20 protein-coding genes and 1 other annotated feature are annotated in these 18,660 nt (G+C 42.3%); of the genes, 18 read left to right on the plus strand and 2 right to left on the minus strand.

Annotation, left to right across the window (positions count from 1 at the left end):
- The 16 genes from Q7A53_RS10630 (at position 1) to Q7A53_RS10705 (ending at position 14,184) form a co-directional block, all read left to right on the plus strand.
- Positions 1 to 372: an iron chaperone gene (locus Q7A53_RS10630; protein WP_411789142.1), complete on the plus strand. Its 372-nt coding sequence runs from the start codon at positions 1 to 3 to the stop codon at positions 370 to 372.
- Positions 373 to 489: 117 nt separating this feature from the next.
- Positions 490 to 717 (plus strand) — a binding site (T-box leader).
- Between the two features lie 87 nt (positions 718 to 804).
- Complete coding sequence (tyrS, locus tag Q7A53_RS10635; protein ID WP_411789143.1) at positions 805 to 2,070, plus strand: tyrosine--tRNA ligase; 1,266 nt, start codon at positions 805 to 807, stop codon at positions 2,068 to 2,070.
- Positions 2,071 to 2,190: 120 nt separating this feature from the next.
- Positions 2,191 to 2,661, plus strand: a complete 471-nt coding sequence (locus Q7A53_RS10640) for a DinB family protein (protein ID WP_411789144.1) — start codon at positions 2,191 to 2,193, stop codon at positions 2,659 to 2,661.
- A 149-nt stretch (positions 2,662 to 2,810) separates the two neighbouring features.
- Positions 2,811 to 3,116, plus strand: a complete 306-nt coding sequence (locus tag Q7A53_RS10645; RefSeq protein WP_411789145.1) for a putative quinol monooxygenase — start codon at positions 2,811 to 2,813, stop codon at positions 3,114 to 3,116.
- A 125-nt stretch (positions 3,117 to 3,241) separates the two neighbouring features.
- Complete coding sequence (locus Q7A53_RS10650) at positions 3,242 to 3,760, plus strand: cysteine hydrolase family protein (protein WP_411789146.1); 519 nt, start codon at positions 3,242 to 3,244, stop codon at positions 3,758 to 3,760.
- A 36-nt stretch (positions 3,761 to 3,796) separates the two neighbouring features.
- Complete coding sequence (locus Q7A53_RS10655; RefSeq protein WP_411789147.1) at positions 3,797 to 4,711, plus strand: VOC family protein; 915 nt, start codon at positions 3,797 to 3,799, stop codon at positions 4,709 to 4,711.
- Between the two features lie 223 nt (positions 4,712 to 4,934).
- Positions 4,935 to 5,672 (plus strand): GntR family transcriptional regulator, encoded by a 738-nt coding sequence (locus tag Q7A53_RS10660; RefSeq protein ID WP_411789148.1) that lies wholly within the window; start codon positions 4,935 to 4,937, stop codon positions 5,670 to 5,672.
- 96 nt (positions 5,673 to 5,768) lie between these two features.
- Positions 5,769 to 6,818 carry an SIS domain-containing protein gene (locus tag Q7A53_RS10665; RefSeq protein ID WP_411789149.1) on the plus strand — a complete coding sequence of 350 codons (1,050 nt, stop codon included), beginning with the start codon at positions 5,769 to 5,771 and terminating at the stop codon, positions 6,816 to 6,818.
- Positions 6,819 to 6,829: 11 nt separating this feature from the next.
- On the plus strand, positions 6,830 to 7,762 hold the full coding sequence (locus Q7A53_RS10670) for a carbohydrate kinase family protein (RefSeq protein WP_411789150.1): 933 nt from the start codon (positions 6,830 to 6,832) through the stop codon (positions 7,760 to 7,762).
- Between the two features lie 42 nt (positions 7,763 to 7,804).
- Positions 7,805 to 9,109 (plus strand): ABC transporter substrate-binding protein, encoded by a 1,305-nt coding sequence (locus Q7A53_RS10675; RefSeq protein ID WP_411789151.1) that lies wholly within the window; start codon positions 7,805 to 7,807, stop codon positions 9,107 to 9,109.
- Positions 9,110 to 9,203: 94 nt separating this feature from the next.
- A complete protein-coding gene (locus tag Q7A53_RS10680) occupies positions 9,204 to 10,076 on the plus strand; it encodes a carbohydrate ABC transporter permease (protein WP_411789152.1) in 873 nt (290 codons plus the stop codon).
- A 5-nt stretch (positions 10,077 to 10,081) separates the two neighbouring features.
- Entirely contained in the window at positions 10,082 to 10,912 is an 831-nt protein-coding gene (locus Q7A53_RS10685; protein ID WP_411789258.1) for a carbohydrate ABC transporter permease, read from the plus strand.
- A gap of 42 nt (positions 10,913 to 10,954) precedes the next feature.
- Entirely contained in the window at positions 10,955 to 11,890 is a 936-nt protein-coding gene (locus Q7A53_RS10690) for a 1-phosphofructokinase family hexose kinase (RefSeq protein WP_411789153.1), read from the plus strand.
- A 4-nt stretch (positions 11,891 to 11,894) separates the two neighbouring features.
- The gene (locus Q7A53_RS10695) at positions 11,895 to 12,893 is read left to right on the plus strand and encodes a tagatose 1,6-diphosphate aldolase (protein ID WP_411789154.1); all 999 of its coding nucleotides are present in this window, start codon (positions 11,895 to 11,897) and stop codon (positions 12,891 to 12,893) included.
- A gap of 258 nt (positions 12,894 to 13,151) precedes the next feature.
- Positions 13,152 to 13,454 carry a hypothetical protein gene (locus Q7A53_RS10700; RefSeq protein WP_411789155.1) on the plus strand — a complete coding sequence of 101 codons (303 nt, stop codon included), beginning with the start codon at positions 13,152 to 13,154 and terminating at the stop codon, positions 13,452 to 13,454.
- 334 nt (positions 13,455 to 13,788) lie between these two features.
- Positions 13,789 to 14,184, plus strand: a complete 396-nt coding sequence (locus Q7A53_RS10705; RefSeq protein ID WP_411789156.1) for a VOC family protein — start codon at positions 13,789 to 13,791, stop codon at positions 14,182 to 14,184.
- Between the two features lie 109 nt (positions 14,185 to 14,293).
- Here the strand turns inward: Q7A53_RS10705 and Q7A53_RS10710 are convergent, their stop codons facing one another.
- Together Q7A53_RS10710 and gndA are read right to left on the minus strand one after the other, a co-directional pair.
- On the minus strand, positions 14,294 to 14,641 hold the full coding sequence (locus Q7A53_RS10710) for a TIGR04104 family putative zinc finger protein (protein WP_411789157.1): 348 nt from the start codon (positions 14,639 to 14,641) through the stop codon (positions 14,294 to 14,296).
- Positions 14,642 to 14,837: 196 nt separating this feature from the next.
- Positions 14,838 to 16,256 carry an NADP-dependent phosphogluconate dehydrogenase gene (gndA, locus tag Q7A53_RS10715; protein ID WP_411789158.1) on the minus strand — a complete coding sequence of 473 codons (1,419 nt, stop codon included), beginning with the start codon at positions 16,254 to 16,256 and terminating at the stop codon, positions 14,838 to 14,840.
- Positions 16,257 to 16,509: 253 nt separating this feature from the next.
- On the opposite strand from gndA, the gene Q7A53_RS10720 reads away from it, so the two are divergent.
- Together Q7A53_RS10720 and Q7A53_RS10725 are read left to right on the plus strand one after the other, a co-directional pair.
- Positions 16,510 to 17,064 (plus strand): sigma-70 family RNA polymerase sigma factor, encoded by a 555-nt coding sequence (locus tag Q7A53_RS10720; protein WP_411789159.1) that lies wholly within the window; start codon positions 16,510 to 16,512, stop codon positions 17,062 to 17,064.
- Positions 17,065 to 18,369, plus strand: a complete 1,305-nt coding sequence (locus Q7A53_RS10725) for a hypothetical protein (RefSeq protein ID WP_411789160.1) — start codon at positions 17,065 to 17,067, stop codon at positions 18,367 to 18,369. It abuts the gene before it with no gap.
- Positions 18,370 to 18,660 lie beyond the last annotated feature (291 nt).

The raw sequence follows: 18,660 nt of genomic DNA on the forward strand, positions 1-18,660 counted from the left end.
ATGGCAATTTTTACGGAATTTTTGGATAAGATCGATCAGCCCGAGCACCGGGCCCGCGTGGAAGAAGTGTTAAACTGGGTAGCTGAGAAATACCCTGAATTAGATAGGGTAGTCAAGTGGAATCAGCCGATGTTTACCGATCACGGAACGTTTATTATTGGCTTCAGCACAGCAAAGACTCACCTGAATGTTGCTCCTGAACGAGCAGGAATTCTTCATTTTTCAGAAGAAATTATCGAGTCTGGCTACGGTCATACCAAGCAGCTGGTTCAATTTCCATGGAACAAACCCATTGATTATTCTCTAATTGAGAAAATGATCGAGTATAATATCTCGGAGAAAGCGGAGTGTTCTACTTTTTGGCGGAAATAAGAAATATACTTTCATTGTCGGCGAGTTGAGTTTTCTTTAACAGAACGATGGGTCCTTGCTTCCCGAAAAACATTGACATATAGGATCCATACAAGTATTATAATTCTAATTTAATAACAAACAGCTGTGACAGAAATAAGTAGTATAGATATCCCTGTTTCCAGAGAGTCGATGGTGCTGCAAATCGATATACATATCTATATGAATTACCTTCTTGAGCTTCTAATACGAACCTTTCTTAGTGAGTAGTTTTAGACGGTAAAACCGATATCTTTTTGAGGGGAAGAAGTGAGTATCGCATTCTTCAACTTGGGTGGTAACGCGTGTTCAAGACACGTCCCATGATAGGGGCGTGTCTTTTTTGCGTTTTGAAAATGGTCTGGGTCTGTCCAGGCGCTTGCGCTTTTGTTTTTTAAAAAAGGGGGATGGGACATGGAATACGTTGATCAATTAACCGGCGAGCAGGCAAAGGAACTTGATAAGCAATATGAACGCTTATCGTATGGAACAGAGAATATTATTCCGAGAGAAGAGTTCAGAGAAAAGCTGGCGAAGTCTATCAAACTGAATCGGCCGCTGAAAGTAAAATTAGGACTCGATCCAACTGCTCCCGATGTTCATATCGGTCATACAGTTGTCCTCAATAAATTGAAACAATTCCAGGAGTGCGGCCACAAGATTCAGCTCATTATCGGAGATTTTACAGGTAAAATCGGAGATCCTACGGGCAAGGCTGCCGCAAGAAAGGCTCTAACCGATGAAGAGGTTCGTCATAATGCGAAAACGTACTTCGAACAATTTGGCAAAATCATTGATATGAACGCCGTCGAACTTCATTACAATTCCCAATGGTTATCAAAAGTCGGTTTCACTGAAGTCCTGCAGCTGGCGAGTCAGGTGACTGTCGCCCGTATGCTGGAAAGAAATGACTTTCATCAAAGGTATCAGACCAACAAACCGATCTACCTTCACGAGTTTTTCTATCCGGTGATGCAAGGGTATGATTCTCACATGCTTGCCTCTGATATTGAACTAGGCGGCACGGACCAGGAATTTAATGTCCTGTTCGGTCGTCAGATTCAAGAGCAATTCGGACAGGAAAAACAAGTGGTCCTGCTCCTTCCCTTAATCGAAGGACTGGATGGAGTGGAAAAGATGTCTAAATCCAAGAACAACTATATTGGGATTGATGAACACCCGAACGACATCTTTGGCAAAACGATGTCGATTCCAGATGAATTGATTATGAAATATTTCAAATTGACTTCGAATTTTTCCATTGACGAAGTCTCCCAAATCGAAACGCAGCTTGAAAATGGCTGCCTTCATCCTAAAGATGCCAAGGTACGGCTCGCTTATTCATTTGTGGAGATGCTCCATGGCAAAGACGAAGCGGAGAAGAGTAAGGTTCACTTTGCAGCTGTATTTCAAAGAAATAAAATGCCTGATGACATGCCGGAAGTTATTTTGGATAAACAAGTCAGCATCGGGATCGTAGAATTAGTGCGGGAGCTTGATTTATTACCTTCGAATAGTGAAGTCAGAAGAATGATAAAAAATGGGGGCATTCGAATCAACCAGGAAAAGATCATAGATCCATTAACAACCATCGATATAATCGACGAGATGGTTGTACAGGTGGGGAAAAGGAAATTTGTGAAGCTGCGTGTAAGGAAAGGATCGGGCAAGGGAATTTAATACTAAGGATCAGCTTAAGCAGCGATCCAGAAGATAAGATAGGTTGATGAACGATCCTTCTGCTATAATCTAACTATAATAAACAGAATTTTTAAAAAACGAATAGAGGAGTGCGTGATTTTGGATAGAATGGACTTAGCAATATTTGTTCTCAATTCAACGTTTGAGAAGGACAATTGGTATCCACCTCTAAAAGATGCTTTAGAGGGAATGACAGCAGCACAAGCCTGCTGGAAACCGAGTGGAGAGGCAGTCAATTCAATCTGGGATAATGTGAACCACCTTATCTATTACAAAGAGCGGCTTGTGGCCAACTTAAAGGGGCAGGAGTGGACGAAGACTCTCTCTAATGATGAGACGTTTAATCTTATGGAACAATCCAGCGACGATGAAGCATGGGATGAGGTAGTTAAACGTGCATTGAACGCTCATTACAGTTTAAGGGAGTTATTGACCAACTCTTCTAAGGAGGAGCTTCATGGTTACTTAACGGAAGCTGAGGTGGCAGATTTCATTACTCACGAGGCTTATCATACGGGGCAAATTATTCAATTAAGGAAACTGCAAGGGTCGTGGCCCTCCCACAGTTGAAACCGAATTTATTTGAAAACAGGTGTGCATAACCCTCGATTCCAATAAAGGTGGGCAATTTATACTATGCGCTCGGCTTATTTATCAAAGCATTCCTATTTTCTTAACTTTTTTTAATGCCTTTTGATTCTATGGAGGAGGAACCGCATATGAGTAAGTTTGGATTATATGGAAAGTTCATCGTAGAAGAAGGCAAACGGGAGGCATTCGTTGATCTCCTTCTGGAGGCTGCAGAATCCATGCAAGACTTGGATGATTGTGAGATTTATCTCGTTAACACCTCTGATGACGAACCGAACTCTGTCTTTGTATACGAAGTGTGGAGCAATGAACAAGCTCATCAGGAGTCCTTATCGCTAGAAGGTGCACAAACTTTAATTAGCCGAGCGAAACCTATGATTACAGGAATGGAGCGGATCAGTTCTGGGAAAGTAAAGGGAGGAAAAGGACTGTAAAGGGACCCGGCAGCTGTTACTTTCTTGAACGTGACTCTTACAAATATTACAAGAAAGAAGATAGAGGGATATGGAGAAAAATGTAGAATATTTACCTATACCACTAATGGATAGGAGAAATGAATATGGAAAATACAGCCTTACTGATTATCGACACACAAAATGAAATGTTTGATGAAAGTAATCCGGTTTATAAAAGTGAACAGTTACTTGAAAATATTCAAGCACTAAGCGAAAAGGCACGGTCCGCTAACGTACCCGTTGTTTACATTCAGCATAATGACGGAGGTCTGGTGGAAGGGACTCACTTCTGGGAGATTCATCCATCGATCAGTCCGAAAGAGGGGGAAACTGTCATTCAGAAATGGACCCCGGATTCCTTCCATGAAACCAGTCTTCATGACGAATTAAAAAACAAGGGGATTCAGAATCTAATACTGACTGGAAATCAAACCGAAATGTGTGTGGACACAACTTGCCGCCGTGCATTTAGCCTCGGCTATGATGTGACGGTTGTTAAAGATGCTCATGGAACCTGGGATTCTGATTCCTTACGAGCAGACCAGATTATTGCCCACCACAATCGCTTGCTGAGAAGTTTCGCTAAGATCAAAGCAGCCAATGAAATAGAGTTCGCCGATTAAATTAGGATAAAATGATTTCATTTAGGAGGAAGATCATTGACTAAAAACGCTCAAACCATTGTCCCTCATTTATGGTATGACAAGGAAGCTAAGGAAGCGGCAGCGTTTTATGCTTCTATTTTTCCAGAATCGAAAGTGAAGAATGAAACGGTTCTTCGCGACACACCTTCCGGGGACTGTGATTTAGTATCTTTTACGTTGTGGGGCCAGGATTTCATGGCGATCAGTGCCGGTCCTTATTTCAAGTTTAATCCGTCGATCTCTTTCATGGTTAATTTTGATCCCTCCCGAGAGGCTGATGCGAGTGAGAAGCTGACCGAGGTTTGGGACAAGTTATCGGAAGGCGGCCAGGCGCTCATGCCTCTTGACAAGTATCCGTTTAGTGAGAAGTATGGTTGGATTCAGGATAAATACGGCGTGTCCTGGCAGTTAATCCTTACGAACCCGGATGGAGAAGAGCGTCCAACGATCATTCCATCCTTTATGTTTGCTGGAGAGAAATGGGGAAAAGCTAAAGCAGCGATTGATTTTTATTTGTCTGTATTTAACGATGCAAGAATGGGGCACAGTGAACCCAATCCTCCAGGAGAGGGTGCTGACAATGAAGATACGATAATGTTCGCTGATTTCATGCTGGAGAATCATTGGTTTGCGGCGATGGATAGTGAGGGAGACCATCCTTTTAGTTTCAATGAATCGATTTCCTTTATGGTCTATTGTGATTCCCAAAAAGAAATCGATGCTTACTGGGAGAACTTGTCTGCTGTACCTGAATCCGAACAATGCGGCTGGCTGAAAGATAAATTTGGATTGTCCTGGCAGATCGTTCCGAGAGACATGGATAAGATGATGAGTACGGGGACACCGGAGCAAATTGCCCGGGTAAATCAGGCCACTCTTCAAATGAAAAAGCTGGATATTGCAGAGCTGAGGAAAGCTTACAAGGGTTAATACTTTAACATAAGATTTCAGGAAGAACACTTCTTATCTGAGAAGTGTTCTTCCTTATTTAGGAAAATAATCAGAATCGCAAGTAGTAATTTTGCAAGCTTTATGGGACATCCACTGGCTCTAAGTGACCTGTACTCATTTTAAATCGTGTAAATTCGATTGATTTGACTGTATAATGGAATATAAACGTTTGACTAAGATTTAAAATCAATAAAATTTAGAGGTGAAGACATTGAAAACGATCGAGCCAAATAACCGGACTCCACTGTACTATCAATTAGAGGAGATTATTAAAGAACAAATCGACTCAGGTAAATGGAAAGCAGGAGAGAAAATTCCTTCAGAAAATGAATTGCTTAGACAGTATGAAGTGAGTAGAAATACAGTGAAGAAAGCTCTGGATAATCTCGTTCAGGCGGGAATGCTGAAGCGGGTTCAAGGCAAAGGAACGTTTGTATCGAAACCGAAGCTGGAACAATCGCTTACCGGGTTTTACAGCTTCAGCAAGGTATTAGAAGAAAAAGGACTGGAACCTAAAGATGTACTGATCGACTTGAATGAAAGAAAAGTCAAAGCAAGTATTGCAAAGCACCTGGGCATTGCTGAGGATGCGAATGTGTATGAGCTTGTACGTTTGCGCTGCACGGTCAATGAACCGATCATTTTGGAAACCTCTTATATTCCGAAAGAAATGATCCCGGAAATGACGAAAGACGAACTGTCCAATCATTCTTTATATGATTTTATGGCAACCAAATATGGCGTAATGGTTACGAAAGCGAAGGAAATTTTTGAACCAGTATTAATCCGGGGATATGAAAGTCAGTATCTAGATGTTGAAGAGGGATCACCTGCGCTATTGCTGGATCGTATTGCCTATAATTCAGAGGACAAGCCTGTGGAATTCTGCCGCTCGATTATTCGTGGCGACCGCTGCCGGTTTTATACGGAGCTTATTTAGCTCTTGATTGTTTTTTAGATTAACTTGACCCAACAACCCCACAATGGTATGATTTAATTGTTAGAAAATTTAAAAACCCTAACGAGGAGGTTGAATATGGGATCAAACTATACCTATTCAGAAATAAATAAACAGCCCGAAACGTGGAAGAAGACCTATCAGCAAGTGCTTGAAAATAGAGAAGAAATCTCTGCGAAAATCGAAGCACTCCAGCCTGATGAAGTTATATTCACCGGTTGTGGAACGTCTTATTACATTTCGATCTCAGCCGCTTATACGTTTGGAGAATTAACAGGCATTTCTTCCAAACCCATCCCTTCATCAGAAATCTTTCTAGCTCCCAAGGCAGTTTTTCCGAAAAACAAAAAAGTACTCGTGATCGCATTTTCCAGATCAGGAAACACATCAGAAGTGGTGAAAGCGGTTGATTACGTACAGGAACATAATCTTGCCGAATGTATCTCCATTACTGCTTATCCTGAAAGCGATTTAGCGAAGCTGTCGAACTACACGATCGTTTTACCTCATGTGCAGGAAAAAAGCGTGGTGATGACCGGGTCGTTTACGAATCTGTTGTTAACCTCTCAAATCATTGCCGGAATTGTTGCGAACAATGAGGCATTTCTCAAAGAATTAAACCAAATCCCTCAGTCGGCGACAGCCATCTGGAAAGAAACAGAAGAACTAGCCAAGAAGGTCGGCGAGAATCCGGCGTATCAGTCGTTTATCTACTTAGGGCTTGGCGGACATTTCGGATTAGCTTCTGAGGGCATGCTAAAAATGAAGGAAATGACCCAGGTATCTTGTGAAGCCTATAACCCGCTTGAATTCAGGCACGGACCCATCTCTGTGGTGACAGAAGAATACATGATTATTCATTTAGCGAACAACACGATCCGCAAATATGAGCAGGATATTGTGAAGGATATCCAGGACGTGAAAGGGAAGGTGCTGACGATCGGTCATGACTTAGACGGTTATCGTTCCGATGAAAAGCTTAATTTAAAGGCATCCCTTTCCGATCACGCAAGCAGTGTACTAATGCTGCCATTCCTTCAACTATGTGCTTACTACCGAAATAAATTACTGAATTTAGATCCTGATAAACCTAGGAATTTAAACCAGGTCGTTGTTCTAGACGGATAGGAGGTTTGTACGTGAACCCAGTAGGAATCATCGGAAATTTTAACTTAGATATTGTTGTTGGAGGATTAGAAGCAAGACCAGCGTGGGATTCAGAAGTGATGGCAGAAGGATACGAGCGGCGTGTTGCAGGGACGGCGGGCTATATGGCAATGGCCCTGCAGGCGCTCGGCCTTCAGCCAGTGATCCTGTCTTCGATTGGACAAGATAGCGAAGGAGCGTATCTGCTGGAAGAGTTACAGCGGATGGATATTCCAGCAGATGGGATTGTAACCTTAGAAAATCATCAGACTCCCACAAGTTTTGTGATCGTTCACAAAGATGGGTCAAGAGCGATTGTTTCTGTCCTCGGTGCTCACCATGAGTTTGGCAATGAGATGTATAAACAGAAACAACATCTGCTGTCTTCTTGTGAGGAAGTGATGATCTGCGGGAACTACTTGCTGCCTAAGTTCACGGTAGTCGATGCGTTAGAAGCCGCTATTGAACAAAAGAAGCAAGGGAAGAAGATTTATTTTGACCCATCGTGGGATCCTCACGGCTGGAAAGAAGCAACGAAGAAAAATACGCTGGAATTGATCAAGCATGTGGACGTCTGCTTATTGAATGAAACAGAAATCTGTCATTTGACGGCAGAGGACGATTGGAAGAAAGCCATTAAGATCCTCGGCAATTATTGTCATGAAGTAGTTGTAAAGCTTGGTGGTAAAGGAGCAGCGGCTTTGGTTGACGGAGAAGTGCATACCGTTGAAGGCTATCAGGTTCCTGTAGTAGATACCACTGGAGCTGGTGATACCTTTGATATGGGATATTTATTCGCTAACCGGAAAGCGTGGCCCGTCGAAAAGAAACTCGATTTCGCCAATAAAATGGCTTCCATCATTATTTCTCAAGAATCCAGAGAAACATACCCAAATTTAATGGTTCATTTATCCGAAAAAATGTAAGGGCTTAAATGAAATAAACTAAAAAATTTAAGGGATGATTATATGAAGATTAATAAAAAACTCACTCTGCTCCTCTCTCTTTTGTTAGTGGTCAGTGTCTTCCTGAGTGCTTGTAACTCTTCTGATTCCAGTGAAAGTGCTGGTAGTAATGGAGATGAAGATATTTCAGGTACCACCATCACTGCACTCTTGCCCCCATGGACAAAAATCCCCGATAGTATGCTGGATCAATTTAAAGAAGAAACTGGCGTAACCGTCGATCTTCAAACAATGGGATGGGACGACATCCACGATAAGATCGTAACGAGCGCCGCGGCAGGTGTTTCTCCTGCTGATGTAACCGAGTTTGACTGGTCATGGGTGGGACAATTTGGTGCTGCTGGCTGGTTTGAACCGCTGGATCAATATTTCGATAGTGAAACGATTGATGATACTTCGACTATGCCCATCTTTAAATATAAAGATAACTATATCGCGATGCCATATAGTAACGACTTCCGCGTTACGTACTTGAATGAAAGCGTATTCAAGGATGCAGGGGTAACTGAAACCCCGTCCACGCCTGAAGAACTTATGAAAGCTGCAGAGAAAATCAAGAATAACGGCGGTATGGATTACCCTATGGGAATTCCGTTGTCCGCTACAGAAGGATCGGCAACTCCGTGGTATTTAATGACGAAAGCCTTTGGCGGAGAACTGTTTGACGAAGACGGCAATCCTCAATTTACCGACAAAAGCTCTGCAGGTTACCAGGCCATGGAGTATCTTATCAGCGGTATGAAAGAGAATAAAGTCATTGATCCATCAGCCGTAGGCATTAAAGATACCGATGTTATTTCAAATTTCCAGAACGGCAAGATTGCCATTGATTTAGCCGGCTGGGTCGGAAACATGTCGCTGTATGAAGATGACTCGAAATCAAGTGTAGCAGGAAACGTAAAAATGAAACCGACGCCAGGTAAGGATGGAGACTCCCGTACTTTTGGACTTGTGGAAGGGTATGGAATTCCGAAAGCGTCCAAACATAAGAAGGCAGCAGCTGAATTTATTAAATTCCTCGTGCAGCCCGAACAAATGGAAAAAATGTACACCGATTTAGGACTTATGCCGAATCGTCAGAGTGTATTAGAAGACTTGAACGACCAAGGTAAATTAGTCGGTGGGGATACCATTCTAGACGTGCTGCCCACTGTTGAACCGCTATTTAAGCAAGGCACACCGTCCTGGTACCCTAAATTCAGTACAGATGTAGCCACAACGATTAACCAGATTGCAAAAGGCTCTATGACTGTCGATGAAGGAATCAGCCATATTGCCGATAACGTAAAAAGTATCCAGGGAGAATAACAAGTCATATCACTATTGAATCAGGGATTTCTGAATAGTTGAGGGGGTTTATTCCTTAGGAGTAGCCCCTTTTTCTAAGAAAGGGGGAACCCAAATGTCCATGAAGAAAGTCATCTTTCCTTATTTACTCGTCCTTCCGCTCATTGTCATCATGTTCGGGCTGGTATTCTATCCAGCGGTATTAACGCTAGTGGATAGTTTTAAACAGTTAAGCCTGATGGAGCCGGATAATATTAAGTTTGCAGGATTTTCGAACTATATCAATTTATTGACGGATTCCACGGTGTTAAGAACATTGAAGAATACGTCTGCCTACTACTTATTAGCGATCGCCGGAGAAGTCGTCGGCGGGATGTATATCGCGATGGTACTAAAGAAAAAATTTCGAGGCAGAGGATTATTGCTCGCGGCCGTTGTGATCCCCTGGGCCCTTCCGCCCGTAGTAAATGCGGTCATTTGGAAATGGATTTATGATCCCAATACCGGCGTGTTGAACGACCTGCTTCTGAAACTTCATATTATTCATGAAAGCCAGGTTTGGCTGGGGAATCCTCACTTTGCATTATTCTGCGTCACGTTAGTTCATGTGTGGAAGATGATTCCGTTGACCGCTGTGATTCTGCTTGCTTCGCTGCAAACGATTCCGGGTGAGTTATATGAAGCAGCAAAGATAGATGGGGCGTCTCCAATGAGAAGCTTCTGGCATATTACGCTGCCGCTTCTCAAACCGGCACTCGCCATTGCGCTTACACAAGCGACATTTGCCGCGATTAACATCTTTGATGAAATTTTCGTGCTGACTGGATCAGCGCTCGATACCCGTTCCGTGCTCATTCAGAACTATTTAATCGCCTTTAGACAATTGAACTTAGGCATGGGAATGGCACTGTCACTCATTATCACCCTCATTACGTTGGGTATCAGTTTGATCTACATTTTATGGCTGAACGAAAGAAAGGAGAAATAAAGGTGATGAAGAAAATAGGATTCCGATTATCAATCGTTCTGATCTTGATTTGGTCCTTAGCACCTGTTTATTGGGCATTACGTACAAGTCTGCTGCCTGCCGGGGAGCTCACCAGTACGCCAATAAAATATTTTCCGTTTTCGTTGAGCGGTGAAAATTATAGTCAGTTATTAGGGTTCAGCGCTCAGCAGAACATTTGGGCACAGTTTAAAGATGCGATGGTGAACAGCTTAATTTCTGCGCTTGGAGCCACGATTATTGTCATTATCATTTCAATCTTTGCCGGCTATGCCTTTGGAAGGTTGGATTTTAAAGGGAAGAACATTATTTTCGGCATGGTATTAGTGACGATGGCTTTACCTGCTTATGCGGTAATGATCCCGTTATACAAGATTCTCATCAGCATGCATTTAATTGATACGCAGGTTGGAATTACGCTCATTTATACCTCTGCGTTTGCTCCGCTGGCTATTTGGTTAATGCGCAGCTTTTTCATGGCGATACCGAAAGAGCTTGAGGAAGCGGCACTTGTGGACGGAGCGTCAAGGTTACGATCACTCTGGACGATTCTTCCGATGGCATTACCCGGATTAATTGCTGTAGCGATCTTAACGTTTCTCAATTCCTGGAGCCAGTTCGTCATTCCGCTCGTCTTTGCGCCGGAACAGTCCAAGCCTTTGCCGGTGCTGATTACCGAGTTCGTAGGGAAGAATGCTGTGAATTATGGACTTATGACCGCAGCCGGCGTCCTCACGATTATTCCGCCGATATTAATTGTTTTATTTTTAAACAAATATTTAATTTCTGGATTGACGGCAGGATCGGTAAAAGGATAGGAATGAGAAACGGCCAATTTATCAGTGTTAGGAGAATGCAGGATGATTCATGTGGTAGCTCTTAATCCAGCTCTTGATCGGACAGTTATACTCAAAGAATTCAATCATGACGGGGTAAGCCGTGCGAAAGAATCGATGGATTTATTAGGCGGCAAAGGATTTAATGTCGTCCGTTCCCTGATGACAGGAGAGGAACGTCCTCCATTTCAAATTCATTCCTTCTTAGGCGGCTATATCGGGGATATTCTGCGAACGTTCATTGATGAAAAAGGCATGGATGCCAGGATTACGAACATTACCGGAACCACCAGAATTTGTTCGGTTATCGTGGACGAGCAAAGAAATGAAGTCCATTTAATTAATGAATCAGGGCCAGCGATTACCCAGGCAGAGAAAGACGAGTTGTATAGCAGCTTACTCGCTCAAACAAAGCCAGGAGATTATGTCATCTTCTCTGGTTCGCTGCCTAAAGGCGTGGAGCCAGAGTTCTACCAGACCGTCATCCGAACGCTTGAAGAAAAAGGGGCTCACTGCGTCCTCGATAGCAGTGGTCTGCCTTTAGAACATGGAGTACAAGCTAATCCCTGGCTGCTTAAAGTAAATGAACATGAATTCAAAGAGTTAGTCAGTCCAGGGGAGAAGCAGATTCAATCGCTTGAGACGATGGTTGCCGAGTTTGACCAGGCTCAGAACGTGATGATCACTCTCGGGAAGAACGGGGCGCTAGCTAAATTTAATCACCAGCTGTATCAAGTGGAACTGCCCGCCATCGAGGCGCGGAATGCCACTGCTTCAGGAGATATTTTTCTCGGAGCTTTCATAAAAACCATGGACCAAGGAGCAGCCGTGGAAGAGGCATTGCAAACCGCCAATGCTTACTCTCTGTCCAACTGTCTCTCCTGGTACCCTCATATCAACATGGAGGAAGTCGAAACATTCAAACCAAACATAAAGGTCACAAGACTAAGGAGTTCATAAAACTATGGAATTAACAGCAGGAAAAAAACGAGGATTACAGCAAATTTCGGATGAAAATAATATCATTATCGCAACCGCCATGGATCAACGAGGTTCGCTCGGCAAAATGATCCGCAGTTATAATGAAAGCATTTCTTACGCAGAAGGACTGCAGCAGTTCAAGGCCGGAGTCAGTGAAGTACTGGGGAATTCATCTTCTTCACTCTTACTGGATCCCGAATATGGGTGGGAAGCGACTGAAAAGCTCAGTAAAGACATCGGGCTCATTATGGCATATGAGAAGACCGGCTATGATGCTAATGAGAAAGGCCGCCTGCCTAATCTGGTGGATGAATGGTCTGTGCAAGACTTAGTCAACGAAGGGGTCAGCGCCCTGAAACTATTAATCTATTATGATCATAACGAGGAAGAAAAGTTTAATCGAATTAAGAAAACGTTGATCAAACGAGTCGGAGATGAATGCAAGCAGAATGATCTCTTATTTATATTAGAGCCTGTCTCCTACAGCGCTAAAGGACTGGATGCGAAGAGTCCTGAATTTGCGAAAGATAAGCCAGCCATTATTGAGTATTTTATGGAAGAGTTTTCGAAAGAAGCCTACAGCATTGATCTGTTGAAAGTGGAGGTGCCTGTCGCAATTTACCATATCGAAGGCTACGATCACCATGAGAAATATTCCCCTGTCTTTACTAAAGAACAGGCAGCAGAACTGTATTTAAAATGTTCAGAGTTAAGCAAGGTGCCGTTTATTTATTTAAGCGGCGGGGTGACAAACGAGCAGTTCATCGAAACCTTGTATTTTGCAAGAGATTCAAATGCCAAGTTTAGCGGCGTACTCTGCGGCAGAGCGACGTGGAAAGACGGCATTCGCATTTTTGCAGAAGAGGGAGCAGAGTCCTTCCATGATTGGCTGAAGTCAGACGGGATGGACAACTTAAAGAAAGTAACAGAGGCTACGAAAGCGGCAGCTACTTCATGGACGTATTTCACGGACAAAGCATAGGATTTCGCTGAGGCTAAGACAAGCGACAGATAACCCGAACCTTTCATATAGTGGTTCGGGTTATCTGTGGTTTCTTTAAATGAAGGGAACGCTGTCTCCAACTTGATCAGTAGGAAATTGCCAAAAGAGATGTTCCGTCTATTCTTTTCCTATGTCCTTGAACATAAGAAGGTAGAAATTATCTGGAAAAAAATATAAAAAAATGAAACTTTTAGCGTGGTCAATCGTCTCAACAGGTAGCAGGAAAGGATGATGAATATGAAGAATCTAGCTACTATTGGAGGAGTCCTCGGAATTCTAATTTCCATTACCGCGCAGTTATTTGCGGTTATAGACGATTCCTATACCTTTGGAAACATCTGGTTCTTAGGGGTGTTGGCGGGAATTCTCAGTATTATTGGAGCGGCCATGCTCAACAAAAATAAACAAATGGGAAGTATCTTATTAATCGTTTCCAGCTTCATCGGCTACTACGGAATTGGTTTTCTTTACTTACTGCCAGGGTTAATAACGTTATTTATCGGGATGTATGTGCAATTTAGAAGAGAATACAGCCACTAGTCATGCGAAGGTATGCCTGTGATATTGGAAAGAGCACTGACCTTAATGGTTTGTGCTTTTTTTGTGTGGGAAGTTGTAAATAAATTCACTAAGGTGTTAAATTACACTATATTAAAAAGGGAAGGTGAAATCTTGTTTAAGTCCAAACAAGTGATTCTATTTATTACGATGATCCCGGTATGGATTCGAAAGGCGATTCGTCAAATGAAATTTGGAAAAGTACCTTGAATCTTGTTAAGTGAAAATAAAGCAGGAGTTTAGTACAATTTATCGAATATACATACTTGAATACATGTAAGCGTTTTATTAAATTCATAATTATGAGGAGGCCGTTATGGGAAGAGTCGTTCATTTTGAAATTCATGTAGAAGATATGGATCGCGCGATGAAGTTTTATGGTGAGGTGTTTGGTTGGAAGTTTGAGGACTGGAGTGAATTTGCAGGCATGCCTTATCAAGGAGCGGTTACCGGCGATGAAGGTGAAATGGGGATTAACGGAGCCTTGATGCAGCGCCAGGGTCCCCCGCCAGAAGTCAACCAGGCTGTGAATGGCTTTGCTTGTACTTTGGGCGTGGAAGACTTCGATGAGACTGCTTCGATGATTGCGGAGCATGGCGGCAGAGTGGCCATGGAGAAATATGCGCTGCCCGGAATGGCCTGGCAGGGATACTTTATTGATACCGAAGGAAATATTTTCGGTATTCACCAGCCGGATGAAAACGCCAAATAACCGTATTATTTAAGAGAAAGACCGTCGAGAAGCGGGACAACCAAACAGAAATGGAAAAACACCTCCGAGTGATGCGATCATTCGGAGGTGTTTAGTATGGAGTCTAAAGCTATTTGGTTTCTTCTAAGAAGTGATCTGACGCAACTGATTTATATTTCATTAGATAAGGGAGTGGTAAAGAAGTCAAAACAAAATAAATAATAGCGAAGGTTACAATAAAAAGCTGTGAAAGTTCTAACTTTGAATTAGCGAAAGGAATAAAGAGAGCAATTGGAATGATAAAAAGACTATTTATTAGTCGAGAATAGAAATATAGTCTGTGTTTTTGTCCGCATTCTTTGCAAAGGATAGGCTTATAGTTCATCCACAAGGATAAATAAATATGAGTCCAACTAAATGATTGGCCGCAGTTTTGGCATTTCTGAATCAAGTTAACTACACCTCCCGCATAATACATGATGCTTTTATTTGGAAATATTTACATTTAAAGTTTAACATAAGCCGTTTCTTCTGAGAATGTCGGGCTGCTCTTGGTTGATCGTCTTCTAATTCTGTCTTTCCAAAAAAATAAAAACCAACAGAACCCTTTTGAATAAGGAAGTTCTGTTGGTTATTTTCACTCTTGAAGGGGAGAACCTTGTAATCTAAGATCTCTATTCCTGCCACTCCGTATGGAATGTGCCTTCTTTGTCTAAGCGCTGATACGTATGCGCTCCAAAGTAGTCACGCTGCGCCTGCAAGAGATTGGCTGGGAGCTTCTCGGTGCGATAGCTGTCGTAATAAGCGAGCGCACTGGATAACGCTGGAACAGGGATGCCGTGCAGAGCCGCAAGAGAGACAACCTTTCTCAAGGATGTATGATAGTGATTGGCAATGTCTTTAAAGTAGGGATCAAGCAAGAGGTTGTTTAAGTCTTGCTTTTTGTCATACGCTTCTTTGATTTTTTGCAGGAACTGGGCACGGATGATGCAGCCGCCGCGGAAGATCATCGCAATATTGCCATAGTCCAGATTCCATTCGTATTCTTTAGAAGCTGCACCCATTTGAGCAAATCCTTGGGCATAAGAACAGATCTTACTGAAGTACAGTGCCTGGCGAAGCTCTTCCACGACCTCATCTTTCGCAAGCTCACTGCCGGCAGCTTCTGGTCCTTCAAGCACCTGGCTTGCTTCGACACGCTCGTTTTTCAATGCGGAGATAAAGCGGGCATATACCGACTCGGTGATGATTGACTGAGGAACACCAAGGTCAAGCGCACTTTGGCTCGCCCATTTACCGGTTCCTTTTTGACCAGCTGTATCCAGGATATTATCTAACAGCAGGGTACCTTGATTCACATCGTCTTCCTTCTTGAAAATCTCCGCTGTGATTTCAATCAGGTAGCTGTCCAATTCCCCTTGATTCCAAGTAGAGAACACGTCATGGAGTTCTGCACCGTCCATCTTCAGGACATTTTTCAAAATGAAATAAATTTCTGAAATAAGCTGCATGTCACCGTATTCGATGCCGTTGTGTACCATTTTCACGTAGTGGCCGGAACCGTCTGGACCTGTATAAGCAGCACATGGCTCACCATCCACCTGAGCCGCAATAGATTTCAGTAAAGGTTCGATATGATCGTAAGCCGTCTTGGAACCTCCTGCCATAATCGATGGACCATTCAAAGCACCTTCTTCACCGCCGGAAACACCAGTACCAATAAAGTTGATCCCGGAATCCTTCATACGCTCATAGCGCTCGATGGAATCTTTGTAGAACGTATTCCCGCCGTCAATGATGATATCCCCTTTGTCTAAGTGAGGAAGAAGAGCATCAATGGTCGCATCCGTTGGCTTACCGGCTTTCACCATTAATAGAATCGTTCTAGGCTTTTCAAGAGATGCTACGAAGTCTTCAATCTTCTCGCTGCCTTTAAAATTCTTTCCCTTAGCTTCATTTTCCAAAAAGCGTTCGGTTCTTTCATAGGTCCGGTTGAAAACGGATACAAAATAGCCTCTGCTTTCGATGTTCAGGGCAAGGTTCTTACCCATTACGGTTAATCCGACAACGCCAACATTCTTTAAATAAGACATTTCGATTCGACTCCTTTGGTATGTATAAATTTTTGAAAAATTATTTCTTCTTAGTTTGTATTATACATAAAAAAATTTTCTTGTAAATGTAAAGTGAAGGGAATTTTTTTTCAGTGATGAGGGAGAAAGACGCCAAACACACTGAGGCATCAGGGTTTTGCAGAGATCAACCTCTAAAATAGGACAAATTTACTTATTTTTGAAACCTGATCGCGTACTTGTTAGTCCTAAGAGAAGAAAGGGAGGGAAGCGCATGGAAAACATATCCGATACTAATCCTGATGATTTTACTAAGGAAGAGCTGAACTCCTGGTTAGATCAAATCATGGACGCCTACTCTAGGAATGTTTATTTGTTAGCTTATTCCTACATAAAAGATAAAAGCATGGCTGAGGATATCTCACAGGATGTATTTATCAAAGTGTATCATCAGTTAAATCAATTTCGCGGTGAGGCAGCTCTTTCCTCTTGGATATACAGAATTACCGTGAATCGATCCAAGGATGTTCTGCGCCGGATAAAACTTGCCCAATTGAAATATCCATTAAAATATTTCGAAAAGGAGCAAGAGACCGAAAGTACGGAAGCCACCTATGAAAAGCAAAATCAGAAGGAGCAGGTATTGGCTGCGGTTCTTTCTCTGCCGGTGAAATATCGGGAAGTTCTAGTTCTGTTCTATTTTCATGATCAATCCATCGAAACGATTAGTACAGCACTGAAAGAAAATGAGAATACAGTCAAAACTAGGCTTTCACGCGGGAGAGAGAAATTAAAGTCCAATCCAATTCTACGAGAGGGGCTGATGTAGATGGGAGATTTATTCAAAAACACTAAACAATACTATCAAGATGAGTATTTCGATAACGAAACTCATGAGAGAATTAAGCGGAAGGTCAAATCTTCCATCCATCAACACCCAAAGAAGAGCAAAAGAATGCCTTATTTCATCGCCGCTGCTGGGCTGTTTCTTACGCTCGTGATGGGGTCCGCCCTTCTCTCTCCATCCGTATCCAAAGTGATGGCGGAGTTCCCTCTGATTGGATATCTATTCGATTCTAAAGACCCTGCACCGCTTGTTTCCGAAATGGAGAACTATCTGAAGTCTGAGGGTTATCCTATTTATTATATTGATGATAACTTCCAGAAAAAGGAATATGAAATTGCAGTCAAAGGGAGCGATCCCTACTTTCTAGGAATGAAAGACAAGATTCATGAAAAAGCGCTGGATTTTTTGGAAGATAAGGGGCTGGATGCTTATTCAGTCAAAGTAGTTCAAGATGTAAAAAAAGAAGGATCTGTACCGGAGAAAAAAAGTGAAACGCTTATAAAGGAAGAAAAGGCGATTAAGGAAGATCTGGAGAAAAGGGGATATTCCATAGGGTTAGCTTTCTATATTCCTCGTTCTAAGACTTTTACCATAGGATTGAAAGAAGACAAACAGGCTTTTTCAAACAATCATTCTGTAGTCAAAGAAGAAGCTTCTAAGCTGCTTGAAAAGTATCATAGAGATGAATATAAAGTAGAGATTTTCAGGTATGTGGAAGGGTCTTTTATCGAAAATGTGACATCCAGTGGCTGGGCCCGAACAGATCCAGGATTTAGAACTGCAGATGTTTTAAGCAGTTATGTCGAAGAAGCTCTCTCAGAGAGAAACCTACCTTACCAAGGCATCCAAGTACAGTTTCCAGACCATTCTATAACCGGGAGTGCCTGGGGATTTCAAACGAATGCAGAGACGTTAAAATCTGCGCTTCCCAAAAAATTTGATACCGTTGATTTCGGGTCTTATCATGTCAAAGTAAAAATATTAAGTAGAGAAAAAATGGCAAGAGGAGAAAAAGCCCGTCAGCTTAGCCGCACATTGGCGATTGCACTGGCTGGTCAGAAGAAATTGCATGTAAAAACAGTAGGATCGTCGCTTGCACATCACACTTTTTCCATTGGTGTCAGCACGACCTTGAGCCCGAATAGTAAGGATAAAGAGCAGGTGATGGAAGATGTGAAAGCCCAGATTAAGGACTTTTTCTCTTCACGGGAAGGAAAAGATTTTCTGCAAGGTAATGATTATGAAATAGAATTCCATGATAAGAACGGGGATCTTATCTCAAATTAGTTAGTACGAACAATAAGGAGAAGGGGATCCAATTCAATCGATCTGTTGAGTTAAGGGTCCCCTGCCATTCTCTTAGATTTGAGCTATTATTAAAGAGTGGGTTTATAGTGTTTGAATTTGTAAACTTTATAAATAATATTGCTGACAAAAACTAACTCAACCACCATATAAAAGAGGGGCATGATCTTCCCGTCGCTGGATTCAGGAAAATAAAAGATGCTGAACAAGCCAAAGAGGGTGAAGATTAAGGTAATGTCTATTATTCTATTTAACTTTTCATTTTTAAACATA

The sequence above is a fragment of the Halobacillus rhizosphaerae genome (assembly GCF_046719735.1).
Classification (GTDB): Bacteria; Bacillota; Bacilli; order Bacillales; family Halobacillaceae; genus Halobacillus_B; species Halobacillus_B rhizosphaerae.

What these genes read in the sequence shown, in the direction of transcription:
- Q7A53_RS10630 (WP_411789142.1), top strand. Translation starts at nt 1, where the DNA reads ATGGCAATTTTTACGGAATTTTTGGATAAGATCGATCAGCCCGAGCAC.
- tyrS (WP_411789143.1), top strand. Translation starts at nt 805, where the DNA reads ATGGAATACGTTGATCAATTAACCGGCGAGCAGGCAAAGGAACTTGAT.
- Q7A53_RS10645 (WP_411789145.1), top strand. Translation starts at nt 2,811, where the DNA reads ATGAGTAAGTTTGGATTATATGGAAAGTTCATCGTAGAAGAAGGCAAA.
- Q7A53_RS10650 (WP_411789146.1), top strand. Translation starts at nt 3,242, where the DNA reads ATGGAAAATACAGCCTTACTGATTATCGACACACAAAATGAAATGTTT.
- Q7A53_RS10665 (WP_411789149.1), top strand. Translation starts at nt 5,769, where the DNA reads ATGGGATCAAACTATACCTATTCAGAAATAAATAAACAGCCCGAAACG.
- Q7A53_RS10675 (WP_411789151.1), top strand. Translation starts at nt 7,805, where the DNA reads ATGAAGATTAATAAAAAACTCACTCTGCTCCTCTCTCTTTTGTTAGTG.
- Q7A53_RS10680 (WP_411789152.1), top strand. Translation starts at nt 9,204, where the DNA reads ATGTCCATGAAGAAAGTCATCTTTCCTTATTTACTCGTCCTTCCGCTC.
- Q7A53_RS10685 (WP_411789258.1), top strand. Translation starts at nt 10,082, where the DNA reads ATGAAGAAAATAGGATTCCGATTATCAATCGTTCTGATCTTGATTTGG.
- Q7A53_RS10690 (WP_411789153.1), top strand. Translation starts at nt 10,955, where the DNA reads ATGATTCATGTGGTAGCTCTTAATCCAGCTCTTGATCGGACAGTTATA.
- Q7A53_RS10695 (WP_411789154.1), top strand. Translation starts at nt 11,895, where the DNA reads ATGGAATTAACAGCAGGAAAAAAACGAGGATTACAGCAAATTTCGGAT.
- Q7A53_RS10700 (WP_411789155.1), top strand. Translation starts at nt 13,152, where the DNA reads ATGAAGAATCTAGCTACTATTGGAGGAGTCCTCGGAATTCTAATTTCC.
- Q7A53_RS10705 (WP_411789156.1), top strand. Translation starts at nt 13,789, where the DNA reads ATGGGAAGAGTCGTTCATTTTGAAATTCATGTAGAAGATATGGATCGC.
- Q7A53_RS10710 (WP_411789157.1), bottom strand. Translation starts at nt 14,641, where the DNA reads ATGTATTATGCGGGAGGTGTAGTTAACTTGATTCAGAAATGCCAAAAC.
- gndA (WP_411789158.1), bottom strand. Translation starts at nt 16,256, where the DNA reads ATGTCTTATTTAAAGAATGTTGGCGTTGTCGGATTAACCGTAATGGGT.
- Q7A53_RS10720 (WP_411789159.1), top strand. Translation starts at nt 16,510, where the DNA reads ATGGAAAACATATCCGATACTAATCCTGATGATTTTACTAAGGAAGAG.
- Q7A53_RS10725 (WP_411789160.1), top strand. Translation starts at nt 17,065, where the DNA reads ATGGGAGATTTATTCAAAAACACTAAACAATACTATCAAGATGAGTAT.